The organism is SAR86 cluster bacterium (assembly GCA_023703615.1).
Taxonomy (GTDB): Bacteria; Pseudomonadota; Gammaproteobacteria; order Magnimaribacterales; family D2472; genus MED-G85.
Window position 1 is genome coordinate 833,827 of sequence record CP097971.1, and the last position, 18,172, is coordinate 851,998.

At 32.3% G+C, this 18,172-nt stretch carries 16 protein-coding genes and 2 tRNA genes; 2 read left to right on the plus strand and 16 right to left on the minus strand.

Annotated features, from left to right (window positions below):
• Nucleotides 1-17 precede the first annotated feature (17 nt).
• Nucleotides 18-92, plus strand: a tRNA-Arg gene (locus M9C80_04325).
• Nucleotides 93-98: 6 nt separating this feature from the next.
• On the opposite strand, the gene M9C80_04330 is transcribed toward M9C80_04325, so the two are convergent.
• The 5 genes from M9C80_04330 to M9C80_04350 form a co-directional block, all read right to left on the minus strand.
• Complete coding sequence (locus tag M9C80_04330) at nt 99-698, minus strand: pyridoxamine 5'-phosphate oxidase family protein (GenBank protein URQ69169.1); 600 nt, start codon at nt 696-698, stop codon at nt 99-101.
• Nucleotides 695-2,077, minus strand: a complete 1,383-nt coding sequence (cysS, locus tag M9C80_04335) for a cysteine--tRNA ligase (GenBank protein URQ69170.1) — start codon at nt 2,075-2,077, stop codon at nt 695-697. Before cysS ends, M9C80_04330 begins: the two co-directional genes overlap by 4 nt.
• 4 nt (nt 2,078-2,081) lie before the next feature.
• Nucleotides 2,082-2,705 (minus strand): Maf family protein, encoded by a 624-nt coding sequence (locus tag M9C80_04340; GenBank protein URQ69171.1) that lies wholly within the window; start codon nt 2,703-2,705, stop codon nt 2,082-2,084.
• The gene (gene folE, locus M9C80_04345) at nt 2,706-3,350 is read right to left on the minus strand and encodes a GTP cyclohydrolase I FolE (GenBank protein URQ69172.1); all 645 of its coding nucleotides are present in this window, start codon (nt 3,348-3,350) and stop codon (nt 2,706-2,708) included. It lies immediately after the preceding gene.
• A gap of 86 nt (nt 3,351-3,436) precedes the next feature.
• Nucleotides 3,437-5,167 (minus strand): hypothetical protein, encoded by a 1,731-nt coding sequence (locus tag M9C80_04350; protein URQ69173.1) that lies wholly within the window; start codon nt 5,165-5,167, stop codon nt 3,437-3,439.
• A 24-nt stretch (nt 5,168-5,191) separates the two neighbouring features.
• On the opposite strand from M9C80_04350, the gene M9C80_04355 reads away from it, so the two are divergent.
• Nucleotides 5,192-5,833 (plus strand): MBL fold metallo-hydrolase, encoded by a 642-nt coding sequence (locus M9C80_04355; protein URQ70201.1) that lies wholly within the window; start codon nt 5,192-5,194, stop codon nt 5,831-5,833.
• On the opposite strand, the gene M9C80_04360 is transcribed toward M9C80_04355, so the two are convergent.
• From M9C80_04360 to M9C80_04410, 11 genes are all read right to left on the minus strand, one after another.
• Complete coding sequence (locus M9C80_04360) at nt 5,830-6,627, minus strand: SDR family NAD(P)-dependent oxidoreductase (protein ID URQ69174.1); 798 nt, start codon at nt 6,625-6,627, stop codon at nt 5,830-5,832. The genes M9C80_04355 and M9C80_04360 overlap by 4 nt on opposite strands.
• 4 nt (nt 6,628-6,631) lie before the next feature.
• Nucleotides 6,632-7,072, minus strand: coding sequence for a hypothetical protein (locus tag M9C80_04365; GenBank protein ID URQ69175.1), 441 nt, complete (start codon nt 7,070-7,072; stop codon nt 6,632-6,634).
• A gap of 5 nt (nt 7,073-7,077) precedes the next feature.
• A complete protein-coding gene (locus tag M9C80_04370) occupies nt 7,078-9,807 on the minus strand; it encodes an insulinase family protein (protein URQ69176.1) in 2,730 nt (909 codons plus the stop codon).
• 134 nt (nt 9,808-9,941) lie between these two features.
• Nucleotides 9,942-10,742, minus strand: a complete 801-nt coding sequence (locus tag M9C80_04375; protein URQ69177.1) for a hypothetical protein — start codon at nt 10,740-10,742, stop codon at nt 9,942-9,944.
• Nucleotides 10,743-10,841: 99 nt separating this feature from the next.
• Nucleotides 10,842-11,696 carry a methylenetetrahydrofolate reductase gene (locus M9C80_04380; GenBank protein URQ69178.1) on the minus strand — a complete coding sequence of 285 codons (855 nt, stop codon included), beginning with the start codon at nt 11,694-11,696 and terminating at the stop codon, nt 10,842-10,844.
• 35 nt (nt 11,697-11,731) lie between these two features.
• A tRNA-Ser gene (locus M9C80_04385) sits at nt 11,732-11,821 on the minus strand.
• Nucleotides 11,822-11,875: 54 nt separating this feature from the next.
• Entirely contained in the window at nt 11,876-13,210 is a 1,335-nt protein-coding gene (locus M9C80_04390) for a dihydroorotase (GenBank protein URQ69179.1), read from the minus strand.
• Entirely contained in the window at nt 13,211-14,425 is a 1,215-nt protein-coding gene (locus tag M9C80_04395; GenBank protein URQ69180.1) for an aspartate kinase, read from the minus strand.
• Nucleotides 14,426-14,442: 17 nt separating this feature from the next.
• Nucleotides 14,443-17,019 carry an alanine--tRNA ligase gene (alaS, locus tag M9C80_04400; protein ID URQ69181.1) on the minus strand — a complete coding sequence of 859 codons (2,577 nt, stop codon included), beginning with the start codon at nt 17,017-17,019 and terminating at the stop codon, nt 14,443-14,445.
• A 2-nt stretch (nt 17,020-17,021) separates the two neighbouring features.
• A complete protein-coding gene (locus M9C80_04405; protein URQ69182.1) occupies nt 17,022-17,543 on the minus strand; it encodes a gamma carbonic anhydrase family protein in 522 nt (173 codons plus the stop codon).
• Nucleotides 17,533-18,135, minus strand: coding sequence for a CoA pyrophosphatase (locus tag M9C80_04410; GenBank protein ID URQ69183.1), 603 nt, complete (start codon nt 18,133-18,135; stop codon nt 17,533-17,535). Before M9C80_04410 ends, M9C80_04405 begins: the two co-directional genes overlap by 11 nt.
• Nucleotides 18,136-18,172 lie beyond the last annotated feature (37 nt).

The following is an 18,172-nucleotide window of genomic DNA, read 5'->3' on the forward strand; positions in this document are numbered from 1 at the left end:
AAATAAAATAGATTATAGCCTTCTTAGTTAAATGGATATAACAAATCCCTCCTAAGGATTAGTTGTAGGTTCGATTCCTACAGAGGGCACCACAACTATCACGGAACAAGCCAAGAAGATTGAAAATCTGTATCCCATTTATGTAACGCCCTTCTATGTCCAGAACCTTTAAGAAATAAAAATTCTAGAGTTTTAAATGTAAAAATCAATACTGCAAAATTTTTGTAGCCATCCTCAACATTAAATTCTTTAATATCATAGTCAGAGGGATCATCAATAATTTTTGTTGAGCCTCCCTTAACTGAATAGCATTTTTTTGAGCGTGTTGTTGAGGCATCCCATGCTGCTTTTGTAATCTCATCATTAAAATGTGCCACTATGTTACCTTGCAACTTTATTTGTATTTTTAAATCAGGATCATAACCAATAACGGTAGCTGTTGGGTTCTTTTTGTAATGTTGAATTTTTTGTGCTCTATAATCAGTATGGAATCTCATTTTTCTATTTTCTTTATCAAATTCTCTTAAAACCATAACCCTTGATGAAATAGAATTTCCATTATGCGAAGACACTACAGGAGTATGAAAAAGGGTTTTTGTATCATCTACTGCGATTGATAAAATTTTTTGTGATAAAGACAAAGTTTCATCAAGGCACGTAAATGTTTTTGGTAATTTAATTTGGGTATTTTCTATCATATTTTTAAATTCCAATCAGTACCATCACTAGTATCTTTTATTTCAACACCCAGGTCAGTTAACTCTTTCCTAATTTTATCTGCCAAATCATAATTTCTATTAATTTTTGCTTTAGTCCTGTCTGCGATTAATGTATTAATTTTTTCTTCAAGTTCTTGCGAGACTTTTTTATACGAATCGTCTTTTAAAATACCTAATGCTTCTGAAATCAAATCGAGTTGATCTTTGGTCTTTTGCTTATCTTTATTTGAGGAATTATATTCTTTTATAATTTTATTTAACTTAACTATAAGCTCAGGAGTATTCAAGTCATCTGCTAAAGCACTTATGACATCAGTGTTTTTATGGTTTATCTTTGATGTTTTTTCATTTTTTAAATCTTTTTTTATTTCATATAGTTTATCTAGAAGCTTACTAGATTGATAAATTATCTTTTCATTCCAATCCAAATTTTGTCTGTAATGGGAAGATAACAAAGCTAATCTAATTACTTCTCCATGATGTGAATCTGTTAATTCGTTAACAAGAATAATATTACCAAGTGATTTAGACATTTTTTCACCTTCAATAGTTACAAACCCGTTATGCATCCAATACTTTGCATAGGATGTTGGATCATCAATATGTGCGGTTGAGCAACAACTTTGAGCAATTTCGTTTTCATGATGAGGAAAAATTAAATCTCTGCCGCCTCCATGAATATCAAAAGGAAGGCCAAGTGTTTCTTTTGACATAGCAGAGCATTCTGTATGCCAACCTGGTCGTCCAATACCCCATGGAGAATCCCATCCTGGCTGCGAATCATAACTTGGTTTCCATAAAACAAAATCTGAGGGATCTTTTTTAAATGGTGCGACTTCTACTCTACTCCCAGCGATCTGCTCTTCTCTATTTCTTTTTGAAAGCTTGCCATAGTTTGAATAGTTAGGCACGTGGAAGAGAACATGTCCATCTTTTTCATATGCAAAATCTTTAATAATCAAATCTTCTATTAATTCAATCATTTCTGATATGTATTCTGTTGCTTTTGGTTGGATATCTGGAATTAACACATTTAGCTTAGCCATATCATCGTTATAGATTTTTGTATATTTTTCAGTAATTGTAGAAATTTCTATATTTTGTTCATTTGCTGCATCAATAATTTTGTCATCAATATCAGTGATATTTGATACATATGTAACATTTGGGTAAAAAATTCTTAAAGCTCGAACTAAAGTATCAAAAACAACTGCCATTCGCGCATTACCTATATGTGCATAGTTATATACAGTTGGGCCGCATGCGTATATTTTTATGTGATTTGGGTCAATTGGATTTAGTTTTTCTTTTTTACCATTAAGGGAATTAAATATTTTGAAAGACTTTAAGCTTTTCATAAATTTATTCTAAACCAATTACATCTAAATCTCTCAACGCACTTAATAATGATATTAAAGGCATTCCTCTAACAGTGTGTGATGAACCATTTACATATTCAAAAAGATTACATCCTAATGACTCGAATTTATAAGCGCCTGCTGCATTGATTGGATTTTCCATATCTACATAATTTTTTATCTCATCATCTGACAAATTATGCATTTTTAATTCAACAGTCTCCGAATATTCCCACAAACATTCACCCGACTTAAATATACATACACCGCTATGCTGATAGTGTTTTTGGTTTGATAAAACTTTTAGGCTTTCTATTGCTTTTTTCTTTGTGCCAGGTTTATTAAGAAGTTTATCACCATAAACACACATTTGATCGCCCCCAATGATTACATGATGAGGATTTTCTTCACTTATAAATTTTGCTTTCGCTCTTGCCAAATGAATAACTTGTTCGCTGAATGGGAGAGAGGATATTTTGTTTTTTAATAACTCTTCATCTGTTGATGAAACTATTACTTCAAAAATAATACCTGCCTCTTCGAGCATTTGCTTTCTGCTCTCAGAGCCTGAAGCAAGTATTATAGGAATTTTAGGCTTGATACTGGAAGATTCCAGAGATCTGGTCATTTAATATTTTTTTGGAGAGTGAATAAGACTTATGAATTCCTCTCTAGCTTTATGATCTGATCTGAAGGTTCCTAACATTCTTGATGTAATTGTGCTTGATTCAGTTTTATGAATACCTCTGGTACTCATGCACTGATGATTAGCATCAATTACAACAGCTACACCTTTCGGTTGAAGAACTTTATCAATTGTATCTGCTATCTGAGCTGTCATAGTTTCTTGTGTTTGAAGTCTCTTTCCAAAAAGATCAACAAGTCTTGCTAATTTACTAATTCCCACAACTCTTTTTTTTGGTATATAACCAATATGAGCAACTCCTACAATTGGAACCATGTGATGTTCACAATGTGACTCTACTCTAATATTACGAACAATTACAGCATCATCATAACCTTCAACTTCTTCAAAAGTTCTGCTTAAAATTTCTTCAGGATCTTCATCATAACCAGCAAAAAACTCTTTGTATGCTTTTACAACTCTTTTTGGTGTATCAATGAGTCCTTCTCTTTCAGGATCATCGCCAGCCCAAAGAATTAAAGTTTTAACCGCCTCAAGGGCTTCTTGCTCAAGCGATTTTTCAGAAATCTCTTTTGTAATAGTTTTAACTGCCTTTAAAGCTTCGTCTTTAGTATTTTTTTTACTCATATTGTTATATTTCCTTTAATATGATGCACATTTTATATAAAAATTAAAAAAAGTATATCTTCAATATGAAATCAATGAAAATTGATTTATGGTCCAAACCACCCGTTAATGTCGTATTCTATGCCAGTTGAAACAAAACCTTGTACTGCAAATAAACATCCAGTTAATACAATACCTAGAACAGAACCAATAACACCATTATTTGCAGCATATCCTAAAATTGTTGCTGGTTTATATATAAGCTCTCTATAGTTGATTGACTCATCAACCTGTTCTAGTAAAGATTTTGCACTTTGAAGATCATTTATTTTTTCTTGATCAGAGCCGTTAAGCTTTAATTCCCATATTTCTTCTTCAATAATAAATATTTGGTTTCTTACAAAATCTCTATGTTGTGCGCTTAGAGACTGGAGTCTGATTGCTTTAAAAATTGCAAAAAGGCAGATACTGGAGATTAAAGCTGTTATTACAACTATAACAGCAATAGTCGAGATATGATGCCTCATTTCAGTCCAAATAATGAGATTTAAGATTGCCACACAAAACAAAGAATAAGCAATCAAAATTGAGGTATAGCTTTGTATTCTTAAGAAGAAGGTTTCACCAAAAGATCTCAATACTTTTCGCATATTCATCCACCCAAACACATTTACTCTTTTTTGCAAATCAATATAAACATTTGAGGCTTTATTAGCACTATCGAAAACGGATTGAATAATTGTTCCAGGATAAGAGACCATTTCACCAAGTTTTTTTGAAGTTTGATATCTTCTTTCATAATCTACAGCACAGACCAAACCAAACATCATTATTTGAAAACCATTAAAAAAACCAATCAAAGTGGCAGATGAAATTATTTTTTCCTGAGCAGTTACACCAAATAAAACAATATCTGTCAAAAATTTTGCCAAAAATGGAGTAACCGTAATAGATAATATACATATTACTATAAGCAATCTTAAGTAAATGAATGTAGGTTTGTCATAAATAGATTTAATAATATTAAAAAGAAGAAATCCTGATGCTATTTCTCTTAATTTTGTCGCACTAGTTTTTGGAGGAAATAGCGAACTTGATTTTTGAGCGGAAACATCTGAAGCCGAATCTTCTTCTAATTCAATAGGTATTCCTTGCAAGCATATATCATTTTCATCCATTGCTATAGTAAGTTCGTCCTCAATAATGCCAGGATATAACCATGGTTGAAGCCAACCTTGACCGACAAGTCTTCTATTAGTTTTGTTCCTATCCCAATCTGGTGCCGGCAAACATAATCTTTCAGTATCTTCAGGACGAAAGTAACCATATTTAGTTGCAATAATTAGCCTTCGCATAAACAACATTAAGTAGGCCAGAATTATATGAAATGGATCAATATTTTGTATTAATTCATTATCAGAAAATAATGCTAAGTATAAGCCAACATTCATTAACCATGAGCCAGGATAAACAACTAACCACATTTGAATAATATCCTTTAGTGAATGATGTTTTGTAGAGACCGCTATCAACATTCTATTCTGACTTACATGCCATGCTCTACTTAAAGAACTCTCAAGCAATAAGGTCGCTAAAGGTGAAAATATTACAGGAGGTAGATTTTCATAAATAAAAGTTTTCCAAAAAGATTTCCAAGAAAAATTGACAGGAGAATGAAAGTTTTCAATAGATTTATTAGAAGAAGCGCTTCTTAGTTTTGCTGCTTGATAAGATGAAGAAATTCCAGATATAAAATTCTCATCATCTTCATTTGAAGGTTTTCTTAGACTTAGGTAAGATTCACTTGTTAAATGATTATTTAATTTATCCTCACTCATAAAAGTATTGTACCAATGTCAAAAATAAAAGCATTAATAAACCCGGTTACACCATTTCAACAAAATGCCCCTATTATTTATTGTGAAGAAACAAAAAAATGTGCCTTTGTTGATCCAGGTGGAGATATTGAAATACTTTTAAATGATGCAAAAAAACATGAACTTATTCCAGAAAAAATTCTTCTTACACATGGCCATGCTGATCATGCTGGGGCTGCTATGGAGCTGTCAGAAATATTGAAGTTAGAAATTCATGGACCCCACAAAGAGGATAAATTTCTTTTAGATTCACTTGAAATGCAAGGAAAAATGCTTGGTATGCCTACGCGGAATTGTATTCCTAATTTATGGCTAGATGAAGGTGACAAGGTTCTTGTAGGAAATGTTGAGTTAGAAGTTTTATTTTGTCCAGGTCATACTCCCGGACATATTGTTTTTTTTAGTAATTTTTCAAAACTTGCAATCGTTGGAGATGTTATTTTCAAAGGCTCAATAGGAAGAACCGATCTACCAAAAGGAAATTATAATGATTTAATTTCATCTATTAAGTCTAAATTATGGTCTCTCGGTGATGATATTGAATTTATTTGTGGGCATGGGCCTAATTCAACTTTTGCAGATGAAAAAAAGTCAAATCCATTCGTATCAGATAGTTCTTTTGGTTAATTTCTGTTGTATCTTCCAGGTGCAAATATTGCTCCTAATGCCCTTGTAATTGTTTCGGGAATATTTTTAATAAGAAAAACTAAAAACTTATAAGTTTTAGTAGGAACACACAATGATTTTCCTTTTAAAGTTGCATTAACTGCTTCTTCTGCAACTCTTTGAGAAGAAAAAACCATAAAATTTGGAACTCTATCCATTTCCTCTTGGACTCCACTTGCCTCATGAAAGCCTGTGGAAGTAAATCCTGGACAAACTGCAGTTGATGTTATGCCTTTGTGGTTGTAATTAACATTAATTGAATCACTAAATCTATTCATAAAAGTCTTTATTGGTCCATATAATGCTTGAATTGCAGAAGGTGCTGCAAAAGCGGCCACAGACGATACGATCATAATTTTTCCCTCATTTTTTTCTAACATCATAGGTAAGAATAATTTTGTTGTCATAATTACTGAAGTACCAAGAACTCTAATAAAATTCTCTTCATCTTCAATACTAGTTTCGTGAAACGGTGTTTTGATTCCATATCCAGCATTATTTACAAGTATGTTGACAAAATAATTATTATTTTTGCAAAATTCAAAAATTTCTTGCGGTGCGCCAGTTAATCCTAAATCAACAGCTATGAATTTTACTTTGACATTGAAATTGTTAGATATTTCTTTTGCGTATTTTTCCAATAATGCTTCACGTCTTGCTGTAAGAATAAGATTATGGCCCCTTTTGGCTAAACTTTTAGCAATTTCTAAACCAATTCCAGAAGAGCTTCCTGTTATTAGTGCAAATGAATCCATAGATCTAAACTCCTTTTATAAAATTTTTAGCTTTAGATTCATCATCAAATCTTGCATATTTTGGTGTACGCATCGACTGAATTTCATCTAAAATTTCATTTGAACTTAGGCCAAAACTTTTTAAAGAGTCCACCAAAGATTTTTTTGCTTCAATATTTTCATTTTCTGAAGTTAGTTTTTCTGCAAAAAAATTATTTTTAAATATGATTTGTGCTAACGCTGCAAGTTCTTCATTATTTTTTGACTCTTCGTAAGCATCGATTGCATTTAGAATCCAATAATGTGGTTTTGAAACATTTTTCTTTGCATCTTCGAGATTAGGATATAAATTTGCATGTGATTTATCTTTAAACCAAGTATCTTCATGCTCAACAATGCATAACTCTTTTATAATTGAAATATATTCATCAACACTAAATTCATCTGTTTTAAATGGATGTTTCATAAAAACTATTCTGCATTTATAACTTGAATTTCACCCAGCTCCAACCCCTCTATGCCTGCTTGAACTTTAGAAAGATCACCGACTATAATCCAAGTCCATTTATCAGGATTAATATATTTGGTTGATGCACTAATAACATCATCAATAGAAACAGATGACCTTTTTTCAGCAAGATTATCTAGGTAATCTAATGGTCTATTATATTTAACTATATTACTTACCCCGTTAAGCAAAGATCCAACTGTCTCATAATTACCAGGCATTCTTAGCGTTCTTGCCTTGATCGCTTTATCTAGCTCATCATTAGTAATTGGCATAGTTGTGATGTAGCTATTATATTCTTTTAGAATCTCTTGAATTGATTCAATAGTTTTATCAGTTTGCACAGGAGCTCTAACTTGCATTGTTCTTTGACCTAACGAACCTCCAATGCTTGCTCTTGCTCCATAAGTCCAACTTTTATCCTCTCTCAAATTCATATTTAATCTTGAGGTAAAACTTCCAGCAATTGCATAATTCATATAATCAATAATTATGTCATCAGGAGAGTTAGTTGGAGGCAATAATTGAACAGCAAGAATATAAGATTGAATAGCATCTGGCTTATCTATCAAAAAAACTCTTGATTTTCTTTGATCATTTACATTAAAAAAACTTAAATTAATTTTTTTCGAGGAATTTGCTTTCCAATTTTTAAATTTTTTATTTAGTATTCGTTTTGCCTCATCCATTGTGATATCACCAGCCAAGACAAATGTAGCATTTGTAGGATTAGTTATTTTTGTATGTATATCAACAATATCGTCTCTAGTTATGTTTGAAACAGTCTCTGCTTTTCCAGAACCTGATGGCTTTCCATAAGGATGATCTTTTCCATAAATCAGAGGGCCAACTTTTCTAGCAGCCATAGAAGCTGGAGTTGTCAATGATTCATCAATGTTTGAAATCCATAGCTTTTTTAATCTATCGATTTCTTCTTGTGGGAAAGTTGGATTTAGTAAACTCTCATAAAGCAAATCTAAAGTTTTATCAAAATTGATTTTTAGTGAGCTTAATGAAGCATACGAATTATCCAAAGATGAACCGAAGCTTATACTTGATCCAAGCTCGGATTTAAGATCTTCATAACCAAAAACATTGTATTTTTTTGTGCCTTCATCAAGCATGCTCATAGTGAAGTTTACCAACCCAAGGTTATTTTCATTTTCTATTGCATATCCGCCATTAAACATTATTTCCATTTCAATAATTGGAAGATCATCTCTTGTTACGAGCACTATCTTGGCTCCATTATCTAAATAATCTTCCTTAATTTTTGGAAACATAAATTCTAATTTAGAATCCACTGATGGATATGGAACTCCTGCAGATCTATCTATTTCAGAGTTAATAATCGAGGTTTTTTGTTTTGGATTTATTGTTAAAATATATCTTCCAGAAGAGAGCCATTTATTTGCAATATCTTTTACTTCCATTGATGTCATTTCTAAATATTCTTTAGTCTCATCAAGAAAAAAACCTGGGTCTCCATAGTATGTTTCATATGCAGCTAAAATGTCTGCCTTGCCTCCAAATCCACCAATTCTTTGTAATCCAAAAATAATGTCAGAATATGTTTGTGTTTTCTCATTCTCAAGCAATCTTTCTTCTGGTCCGGTTTTTAAATATTGTTTCAAAACTTTCATTGTTTCTGTTTCAACTTTTTGGGGCTCAATTCCCTTATTCACTTGAGCTGCAATAATAAATTGACCAGCAATTTCTCTACCTGAATAGTATGCATAAACACTTGATGCTATCTGTTGTTTGTATACTAACTCTTTATAAAGTGGACTATTTTTTCCACTTGCAAGAGTGCCTGCAGCTAATTCAAGAGCGGTTGCATCATAAGTACCAGATTGAGGTACATTCCAAATCATATATATTAATGATTGTGGAACATCATCTTCCATAACATCTCTTTTGTCTTCTGTTCTTTTTGCAATCCAAACTTTTGGTTTTGTTAGTGTTGGTCCACTTGGTATATCTCCAAAATATTTACTGACTTTTTCCTTAGCAGTTTCAAGATCAATATCGCCTGCCAAAATAAGAACTGCATTGTTTGGACCATAATATGTTTTGAACCATTCTTGAACATCTTCTAAGCTTGCTGCATTTAAATCTTCCATTGAACCAATAGTAGTCCAAGAATATGGGTGGCCTTTTGGATAAGTTGCTTCTGATAATCTTCCTCTAGCCTTACCATAAGGCCTATTTTCACCTTGTCTTTTTTCGTTTTGAACAACTCCTCTTTGTTCATCTAATTTATTTTGATCAATAACTCCAAGAATGTGTCCCATTCTTTCAGATTCCATCCATAATGCTAAATCTAGAGCATTTGTTGGTACATTCTGAAAATAATTTGTCCTATCTGAATTTGTCGTACCATTTTGACTTGTCGCTCCAATTTTTTCAAAAGGCTCAAAATACTCACTATTATAATTTTCTGTACCATTAAACATTAAATGCTCAAACAAATGTGCGAAACCTGTTTTACCAGGTTTTTCATTTTTAGAGCCAACGTGATACCAAACATTGACAGCTACCATTGGTACTTTTTTATCTTCATGAACAATAACAGTTAAGCCATTTTCAAGAACAAATTTTTCATATTTAAGCTCAGGAAGATCATCAACTGAGATAGCAAAACCTAATGAGGAAAATAATAATAATTGCAACAAGCTAAGTTTAAATTTCATATGGACTCCAAAAATGTATAGAAATTGTATATATGAAATATTTTTAATCAAGCTTGAAGAGCATGATTTTTAAGAAATTTAGTTTGTTTTTTTAAAAAAATTGGGAGGTATTAAACCTCCCAATGAAAATAGTATTATTCCTCAGTATTATTTAAAAGCATATAACTATCATAGTAATCAAAAGTATTACAAGTAACAGTTTCATTAAATTTAGCTAACATTTCTTGGCCATTTTCTTCCCAATCAGCTTGACCTGCTGCCATGGTTTCAAAATTTTTATGCCAATTTCCCCATAATACATCTGCATCTTCATATTCGAAAGTTGGGTAATATACTCCAAAGAAATATGGATCTTGGTTATCTAGATTGTCTAAATAATTATTATACTCAACGACATTAGCTCGAAGATCTGCTGGTTTTTTGCCTTCATTAAATGAACACTCCATAAATTCGGATGCGAAATATCCTGTTTCAGGATCTTCTACTTCACCAAAAGAGTTAGCGACTCTTGGTAAATAAAACGTCCAAGCAAATCTGCCTTCTCCATCACAATTAACAACCGCTGAATATTTTTCATTCCAGGCTTGTGCATCAGGATTAGATGACCATTCTTCCCAAGCAGCATCTGCCTCTTCTTTTGAGTTCCACATAAGTTCCCACCAACCGTTGTCATACTTATTACTGTCACCTTTTGGAGCATATATACCTGCCCATAAAAGATTTTCAGATTTATCAAGATCATCCCATGCACTTAACATTTCAGCTACGAGCTCTTGAGAAAATTGAGGGCCTGGAGAACATGCTACAAATTCGTTGTAAAAAGGCCCTTGGTATATTGGTCCTTGATCTGTCATAGCAGTTGATTCATTTTCCATCGAGCAACTGACTATAAAGATAACAGAAAGCACAACAATAGAGTTTAAATTAAATTTCATATCTTCTCTCCTATTAATTAAAGAATACGAATTATTATATTGCTCTTTTTTAATACAAATTGCATCTTATTTTTTGTATAACTTCTGTATATATAAATATTATGCAGATTTGGCCCATTTTGCAGCAGTTTTGATACCGCCAAGAGGAAAGAAATGAACTTTTTCAATTATAAAGCTTGGATTTTCTTTTTTGTAATTGGCAAGATCAGAAATTATATTATTTGGTTCGTAAGGTAATAGTAATTTTGTAATATCTTTTGCTCTTTTTTTTATAACATTTATTGATGCTCCTACACCGCACTCGATTGAATATCTCAAAAGAGTTTGAAGTTTTGCCGGTCCAGCAATACCTATGTGCACAGGAATATTAACACCAAGATCACTTATTTGATTTGCCCAACTTATAACTGTGGATGCTTCAAAACAAAACTGAGTAACAATTGCCATATTGGCATCAGTTTTTTTATTAAAATCATTTTTCCAAAGTAAAGCCTGGTTTGTATTGCTATTGGATCCATCAGGATCAATATCTTTGCTACCCTCAGGATGCCCTGCAACATGAAGAGTTTTAAAATCTGCTTTATTAAATAGATCAGATTCCAAAAGATCAATTGAAGAATCAAAATCGCCGTAAGGTTTATTTGCACCGCCAGCTAAAAGAAGTGCTTGATTAACTCCAGCCTCATTTTTATATCTGGATATCCAATCATGAAGTATTGGTTTATTTTTAATAATTCTAGCTGGAAAATGTGGCATTGATTCAAAGCCATGGTCTTTCAATTTTTTTGCAGTATTAACCATTTCATCTATTGATGTGCCTTCAATATGTGCAATATAAACAAGCGTGTTCTTAGGTAAGACATCTGAAAAATTATCAATTTTTGCAGCTGCATTTGGTGTTACCTCAATGGAATAACCAGCTAAGAAATTTTGTATATTTTTATTTACTTCCATATATATAATTCCTAAATATTATTAAAACATAAAAATGGCGGAGAGTGAGGGATTCGAACCCTCGAACCAGTAAACCAGTTACCTCCTTAGCAGGGAGGCGCTTTCGACCACTCAGCCAACTCTCCTATTTAATTAAAAGAAATGGATTATAACTGTTTGCAAATATAAAGATAAGTGATTTATCTATCGAATTCTATTTGCATTCCATAAGGTATATCAGGGTTTATTTTTCCATTTTCAAAAGCAATATTTCCATTAACAATGGTCATATATATTGATGAAGGAAAAGTTTTTCCTAGAAATGGAGACCAACCGCATTTATATAAGATGTTTTCTTCTGTAACTTTATAAGACTTATCAATATCAATTATTGCTAGATCTGCATAATAACCTTCTCTTATATATCCCCTATCTTTTATTTGAAATCTTTTTGCTACATTGTGACTCGACTTTTCAACAATTGTTTCTAATGAAAGGATATCTTTATGATAAAAATCCATTAGTATTTGCAACCCATGTTGAACAAGTGGAAGTCCAGCCGGTGCATCTGGATAGCTTCTCATCTTTTCATCCCAAGTATGAGGCGCGTGATCAGTTGCAATAATATCAATTTTATCTGCTTTTAATGACTTGATTAATGCAAGTCTGTCTTGTTCTGTTTTTATGGAGGGATTACACTTTATTTGATTACCAAGTTTTGCATAGTAAGTATCATTTAAAAGCATATGATGAACACAGACTTCCGCAGTTATTTTTTTACCGTCTATTGCACCAGAAGTAAATAACTCCATTTCTTTTTCAGTAGTTAAATGGAAAACATGAAGGTCTGCATCATATTTTTTAGCAAGATCAACTGCTAGAGAACTTGATAAATAACAGCTTTCAACATCTCTGATTAAATGATGATGTTCTGCTGATAAATCATCACCATACTTTTCAAAAAATGAAATTTCTCGATCCTTAACTCTTTTGGGATCTTCGCAATGGGTAACTACAATAAGAGGTGAATAGTTAAAAATGTCGTTTAAAGCATCAATACTATCTACTAGCATATCACCAGTTGATGCGCCCATAAAAACTTTTAATGCTGCTGCCTGATTAATGTCGACATTTTTAATTTCTTCAATGTTAGTGTTGCTACCACCTAGATGAAAAGAATAATTAGATAGCGATCTCTCTGAAGCAATTGCAAATTTTTTCGTTAGGTTTTCATTTGTTGTAGTAGTCGGATTAACATTTGGCATTTCAAAATAACTTGTTACACCGCCTGCAAGTCCAGCCTTTGATTCAGTAGCAATGTCTCCCTTGTGGGTTAGTCCGGGCTCTCTGAAATGAACCTGATCATCTATTAAACCAGGTATTACATGTCTTCCATTAAGATCAATTGTTTTTTTTGCTTCAGAATCAATACTTGTGTTAATCAATTCGATTCTGTTATTTTTTATTGCGATATCAGATTCAAACGATTTGTTTTCATTAACAATTTTGCAATTTTTTAAAATGATGTCGTACATTTATTTTTCTAGCTCGAATTCCTCATGTAAAACCTTAACAGCTTTTTCGGTCAAAGATTTATCAATAACCATAGTTAGCTTAATTTCAGATGTACATATTATCTGAATATTAACATCATTTTCTGAAAGAGCTTTGAATGCCCTGCTAGCTACTCCAGCTTGAGATCTCATCCCAACACCAACCAAAGAAACTTTTGCAATGTCTGAATTTACAATCAATTCTTTGAACTCCACTTTATATCTAATTGATTCGATAATTTTATTTACTGTTTCTTTTTCCTCTGAAGAGACTGTGAAGGTAAAGTCTGTTTTTCCATCAACACTTACATTTTGAACGATAACATCAACCTCAATTTCTGCATCACTAATTGGACCCAAAATTTTATATGCTGTACCTGGTGTATCACCAATGCCATGAAGAGTATATTTTATTTGATCTTTTTGAAAAGCAATTCCTGAGACTAGTGCATTTTCCATACCATCTTCCTTTAAAGTTATTAAGGTACCACTGCTATTACTAAAACTTGATAAAACTTTAACGGGTACTTTAAATTTGTTTGCAAATTCAACAGCTCTAGTTTGCATTACTCTAGCGCCTTGCCCCGCCAATTCAAGCATTTCTTCCATTGTAATGGAATCTAACTTTTTTGCATTACTTACAATTTTAGGATCTGTAGTATAAATTCCATCTACATCAGTGTATATATCACACCTGCAAGCACCGACTTGAGAGGCAATTGCTACTGCAGTTGTATCCGAGCCACCTCTTCCAAGAGTAGTAATATCACCAGATTCTGTAATTCCTTGAAAACCAGTGATTATCGGAATAGTATTATTATCTAATACTTCTAATATTTTTTTTGCATCTACATCTAAAATTTTTGCCTTAGAATAAGTATTGGTGGTTTTAATTGAAATTTGAGAAGCTGAATATGATCGCGCCTTAACTCCTTTTGAATGAAGTGCCATGCTTAATAATGCAGAACTAACTGTTTCGCCAGTAGCAACCAATGCATCAAATTCTCTTTTATCGGGATTATTTCCAAAGTGATTTGCTAAATTAACTAACTTGTTTGTTTCACCGCCCATTGCAGACACAACAACAATGATTTTATTAGATTTTGAGGAATTCTTAATAATGTCGGCTACAGCATTTATGCGTTCGACTGTCCCGACAGATGTGCCTCCAAATTTTTGAACAATAATTTCCGACATAAATGTACTAATTTGATTTATTTTGCGAGAGATTTTACTGAATTTGGAATAGAAGTCACGAAATCTTGAATATTTTCTGTCTCGCCCGCCCCTTGAGCAAAATCAGCCCTGCCGCCTCCTTTACCATTAATTTGACCTGAAAGATTTGAAACAACATCTTTAGCAGATAAAGAATCAGTTAAATTTTTAGTAACTCCACATACAAAGGCAACCTTATCATTTGTTAATGATAGTAAAATTATGCATACCTTTTCATTAGTATTTTTTTGTTGATCTACCAATCCTCTTAAATCTTTTGTATTTTCAATTTGGACTTGCTCAATAATTAATTTCCAGTCCTCGATTTTGTGAGTTTCAGAAAAAACAACTAACTTTTCAGATTTTTTTGAGTTATTATTTTTTTTTAATTGTTTATTCTCTTCTATAAGATTTTCAATTTTTTCTTGCAAGTCCTCTGCAGAAACATTCAAGCTACTTTGAAGAGATGAATTAATATCTCTAATCTTCTTAAAGTGTTGCAATGAGTTTTTACCTGCAACTGCTTCTATCCTTCTAATCCCTGAAGCAACACTTGATTGATTGGTAATTATGAAAAACCCTATATCGCCAGTTCTTTCAACATGTGTTCCTCCACAAAGTTCAACAGAATATGAATTTTCACCCATAGAAAGAACTCTTACATCGTCGTCATATTTTTCACCAAACAAAGCCATTGCTCCTGATTTAAGAGCATCATCAAGTTTCATTGTTTCAGTTTTGACTTCTAAATTATTTAAAGCCTCTTTGTTCACGATTCCCTCTATATTTACAATTTCGTCTTGTGTAAGCGGTTTATCATGAGAAAAATCGAATCTGAGTTTATTCTCGTCAACTAACGAACCCTTTTGCTGAACATGATCACCTAAAACTTTTCTTAGTGCAGCGTGAACTAAATGTGTCGAGGAATGATGAATTGCTGTAGCTTTTCTTTTTTCTTTTTCTACACTCATTTTTATTACATCGCCGGTATTAATCTTACCTTTTTTTATAATTGCTTTATGAAGAAAAACTTTGCCTTGCTTCTTACAATCTAAAATATTACCAGCAGCTGACTCAGATGCAAATTTTCCTTTGTCTCCAACTTGACCACCTGCCTCAGCATAAAAGGGTGTTTGGTCAAAGGCAATAAAAACCTCGTCGCTTATGTTTGCAGTTCTTGTTCTTTTTTGATCTTTCCATATTTCTAATACTTCAGATTGCGACTCTAACTTTTCATATCCTAAGAAATTAGTTTCTTCAACACCTGATGCTTCTGGAAGTGAGGATACAAAGGTACTTGATGCTTTTGAAGTTGTTTTTTGAATATCCATACATTCGTTGAAACGAGTTTCATCGACAGTCATATTTTTTTCTCTTGCAATGTCTGCTGTCAAATCATATGGAAATCCAAATGTATCATGAAGTTTAAAAGCAATATCGCCTGAGATTATATTATTAGTCATTTTAGAAATACTATCTTCAAGCATTTCAATACCATTTTCTAAAGTCTCAAAAAATCTAATTTCTTCTTTTTGAATAACTTTTGTAATTTCTTTTTGCTTGTTTTTTAATTCTGGAAATGCTGAGCTCATTAGATTAACAAGATCAGAAACAAGCAAATGCATGAAAGCTTTCGTTGCTCCAATTTTATAGCCATGTCTTATGCCTCGTCTTATTATTCTTCGTAAAATATATCCTCGTCCTTCTTTTTCAGGGATTACTCCATCTAAAATTAAAAATACAGATGATCGAATGTGATCAGCTATGACTTTGTGAGATTCACTATCTTTATGACCAAGAATTTTTTCTGAACATAAAATTAAATCTTTAAATATATCCGTTTCATAATTTGAATTTACGCCTTGCATTACAGCTGCTATCCTTTCAAGGCCCATTCCCGTATCAACAGACGGTTTTGGTAATGGAGTCATGTTGCCTTTTGAATCCCTGTTGTATTGCATAAAGACAAGATTCCATATCTCAACAAATCTATCACCTTCATCACCTTCGCTACCTGGGGGAGTTCCTTCAATATGGTCGCCATGATCATAATATATTTCTGAGCATGGTCCGCATGGACCAGTTTCACCCATAGACCAAAAATTGTCCTCCTCACCTAAACGAATAATCCTTGATTTATCAACACCAATCTTATTAAGCCAAATTAGTTCAGCTTCATCATCATCTTTAAAAACCGAAATCCATAGTTTATCTGTTTCAATTTTTAATATTTTGGTAAGAAACTCCCAAGCAAATAAGATAGCTTCTTCTTTAAAATAATCGCCAAAACTAAAATTACCTAGCATTTCAAAAAAAGTATGGTGACGAAGGGTATAACCCACATTTTCTAGATCGTTATGTTTACCTCCAGCCCTTATACATCTTTGTGAACTTGTTGCTCTTACATAATTTTTTGTTTCAGTTCCAAGAAAAACATCTTTAAACTGAACCATTCCAGCATTTGTAAAAAGAAGAGTTTCATCATTGGCTGGAATAAGAGGACTTGATTCAATTATCGTGTGATTCCTTGAATTAAAATAATCTAAGAAAGCTTTTCTTATCTCATTAGTTTTCATATTTAAATAATTTTAGCCAATTTTTTATACATCTTATAATTTTCAATGTAGTGATGTGCTCCCATTGATAAAGCTTTTTGTTCCTCTTCGGAAAGTGTCCTTTTTATAATTCCTGGCATACCAACTACTAATGAACCGTCTGGAACTTCAGTATTTTCTGTAATTAGAGCTTTTGACCCAATAATACAATTTTTGCCGATTTTTGCGCCATTTAAAATTACTGACCCTATGCCGATAAGACTTCCGTCTCCGATTTCACATCCGTGAAGCATAACCATGTGTCCAACAGTAACAAATTTACCAATACTGCATTTAAAACCTGGATCAGTATGAATAACAGAACCTTCTTGAATATTTGATCCCTCGCCAACAAAAATTGGTTCGTTGTCACCTCTTAGTGTTGAACCAAACCAAATACTTACGTCTTCTGACAAAGTCACATCTCCTATAACAGTTGCATTAGGAGCAATCCAATAATCTTCAGAAGATGTCTTGAGTTTTTTATTTCCTAAGCTAATTATCATACTGACTTCTTATAATTTCCAGATCAACATCAATCCCTGCATCAAAACAAATATTCAAAAAATCTGCAGTTATCATTGCTGTTAAACCCCAGATTCTGTTGTCATTATAGACCCAACTAGGAATGTTTACCTTTACATTTTTTCTTTCAATCTCTTGATTTATTAAGTTACTAGGATTTAGCAAAAAGTTTAAAGGAACAGTAAAAATTTTTTCTATTTCATCATTTGCAACAAAATCCTGTTTTGTAGTAATTAATCCAACAAAAGGGTTTACTTCAATATCATGTCTCGAAATTAAATAATTTAAAGCTCCAAGATTATTTACATTGCTAGATTTTAAATTGATTTCTTCCTCAGATTCTCTTAATGCGGTTTCACATAAATTTTTATCAGCTTGTTCCCATTTTCCACCTGGAAAACTTACTTCACCCGAATGCGTTGAAACTTTTGAAGATCTAACAGTAAATAAAATCTCTGGACTTTCAATGTAATCGTCAAAATATAAAATTCCAATGAAAACAGCAGCTTTAGTTTTATTACTGTCATTTAGAGGATTTAGTTTTTCAAGTTTTTGCTTTATGCTGTCTATCATATTGCTAAGTTTAACTTCTAAAACACTATAATTCTTT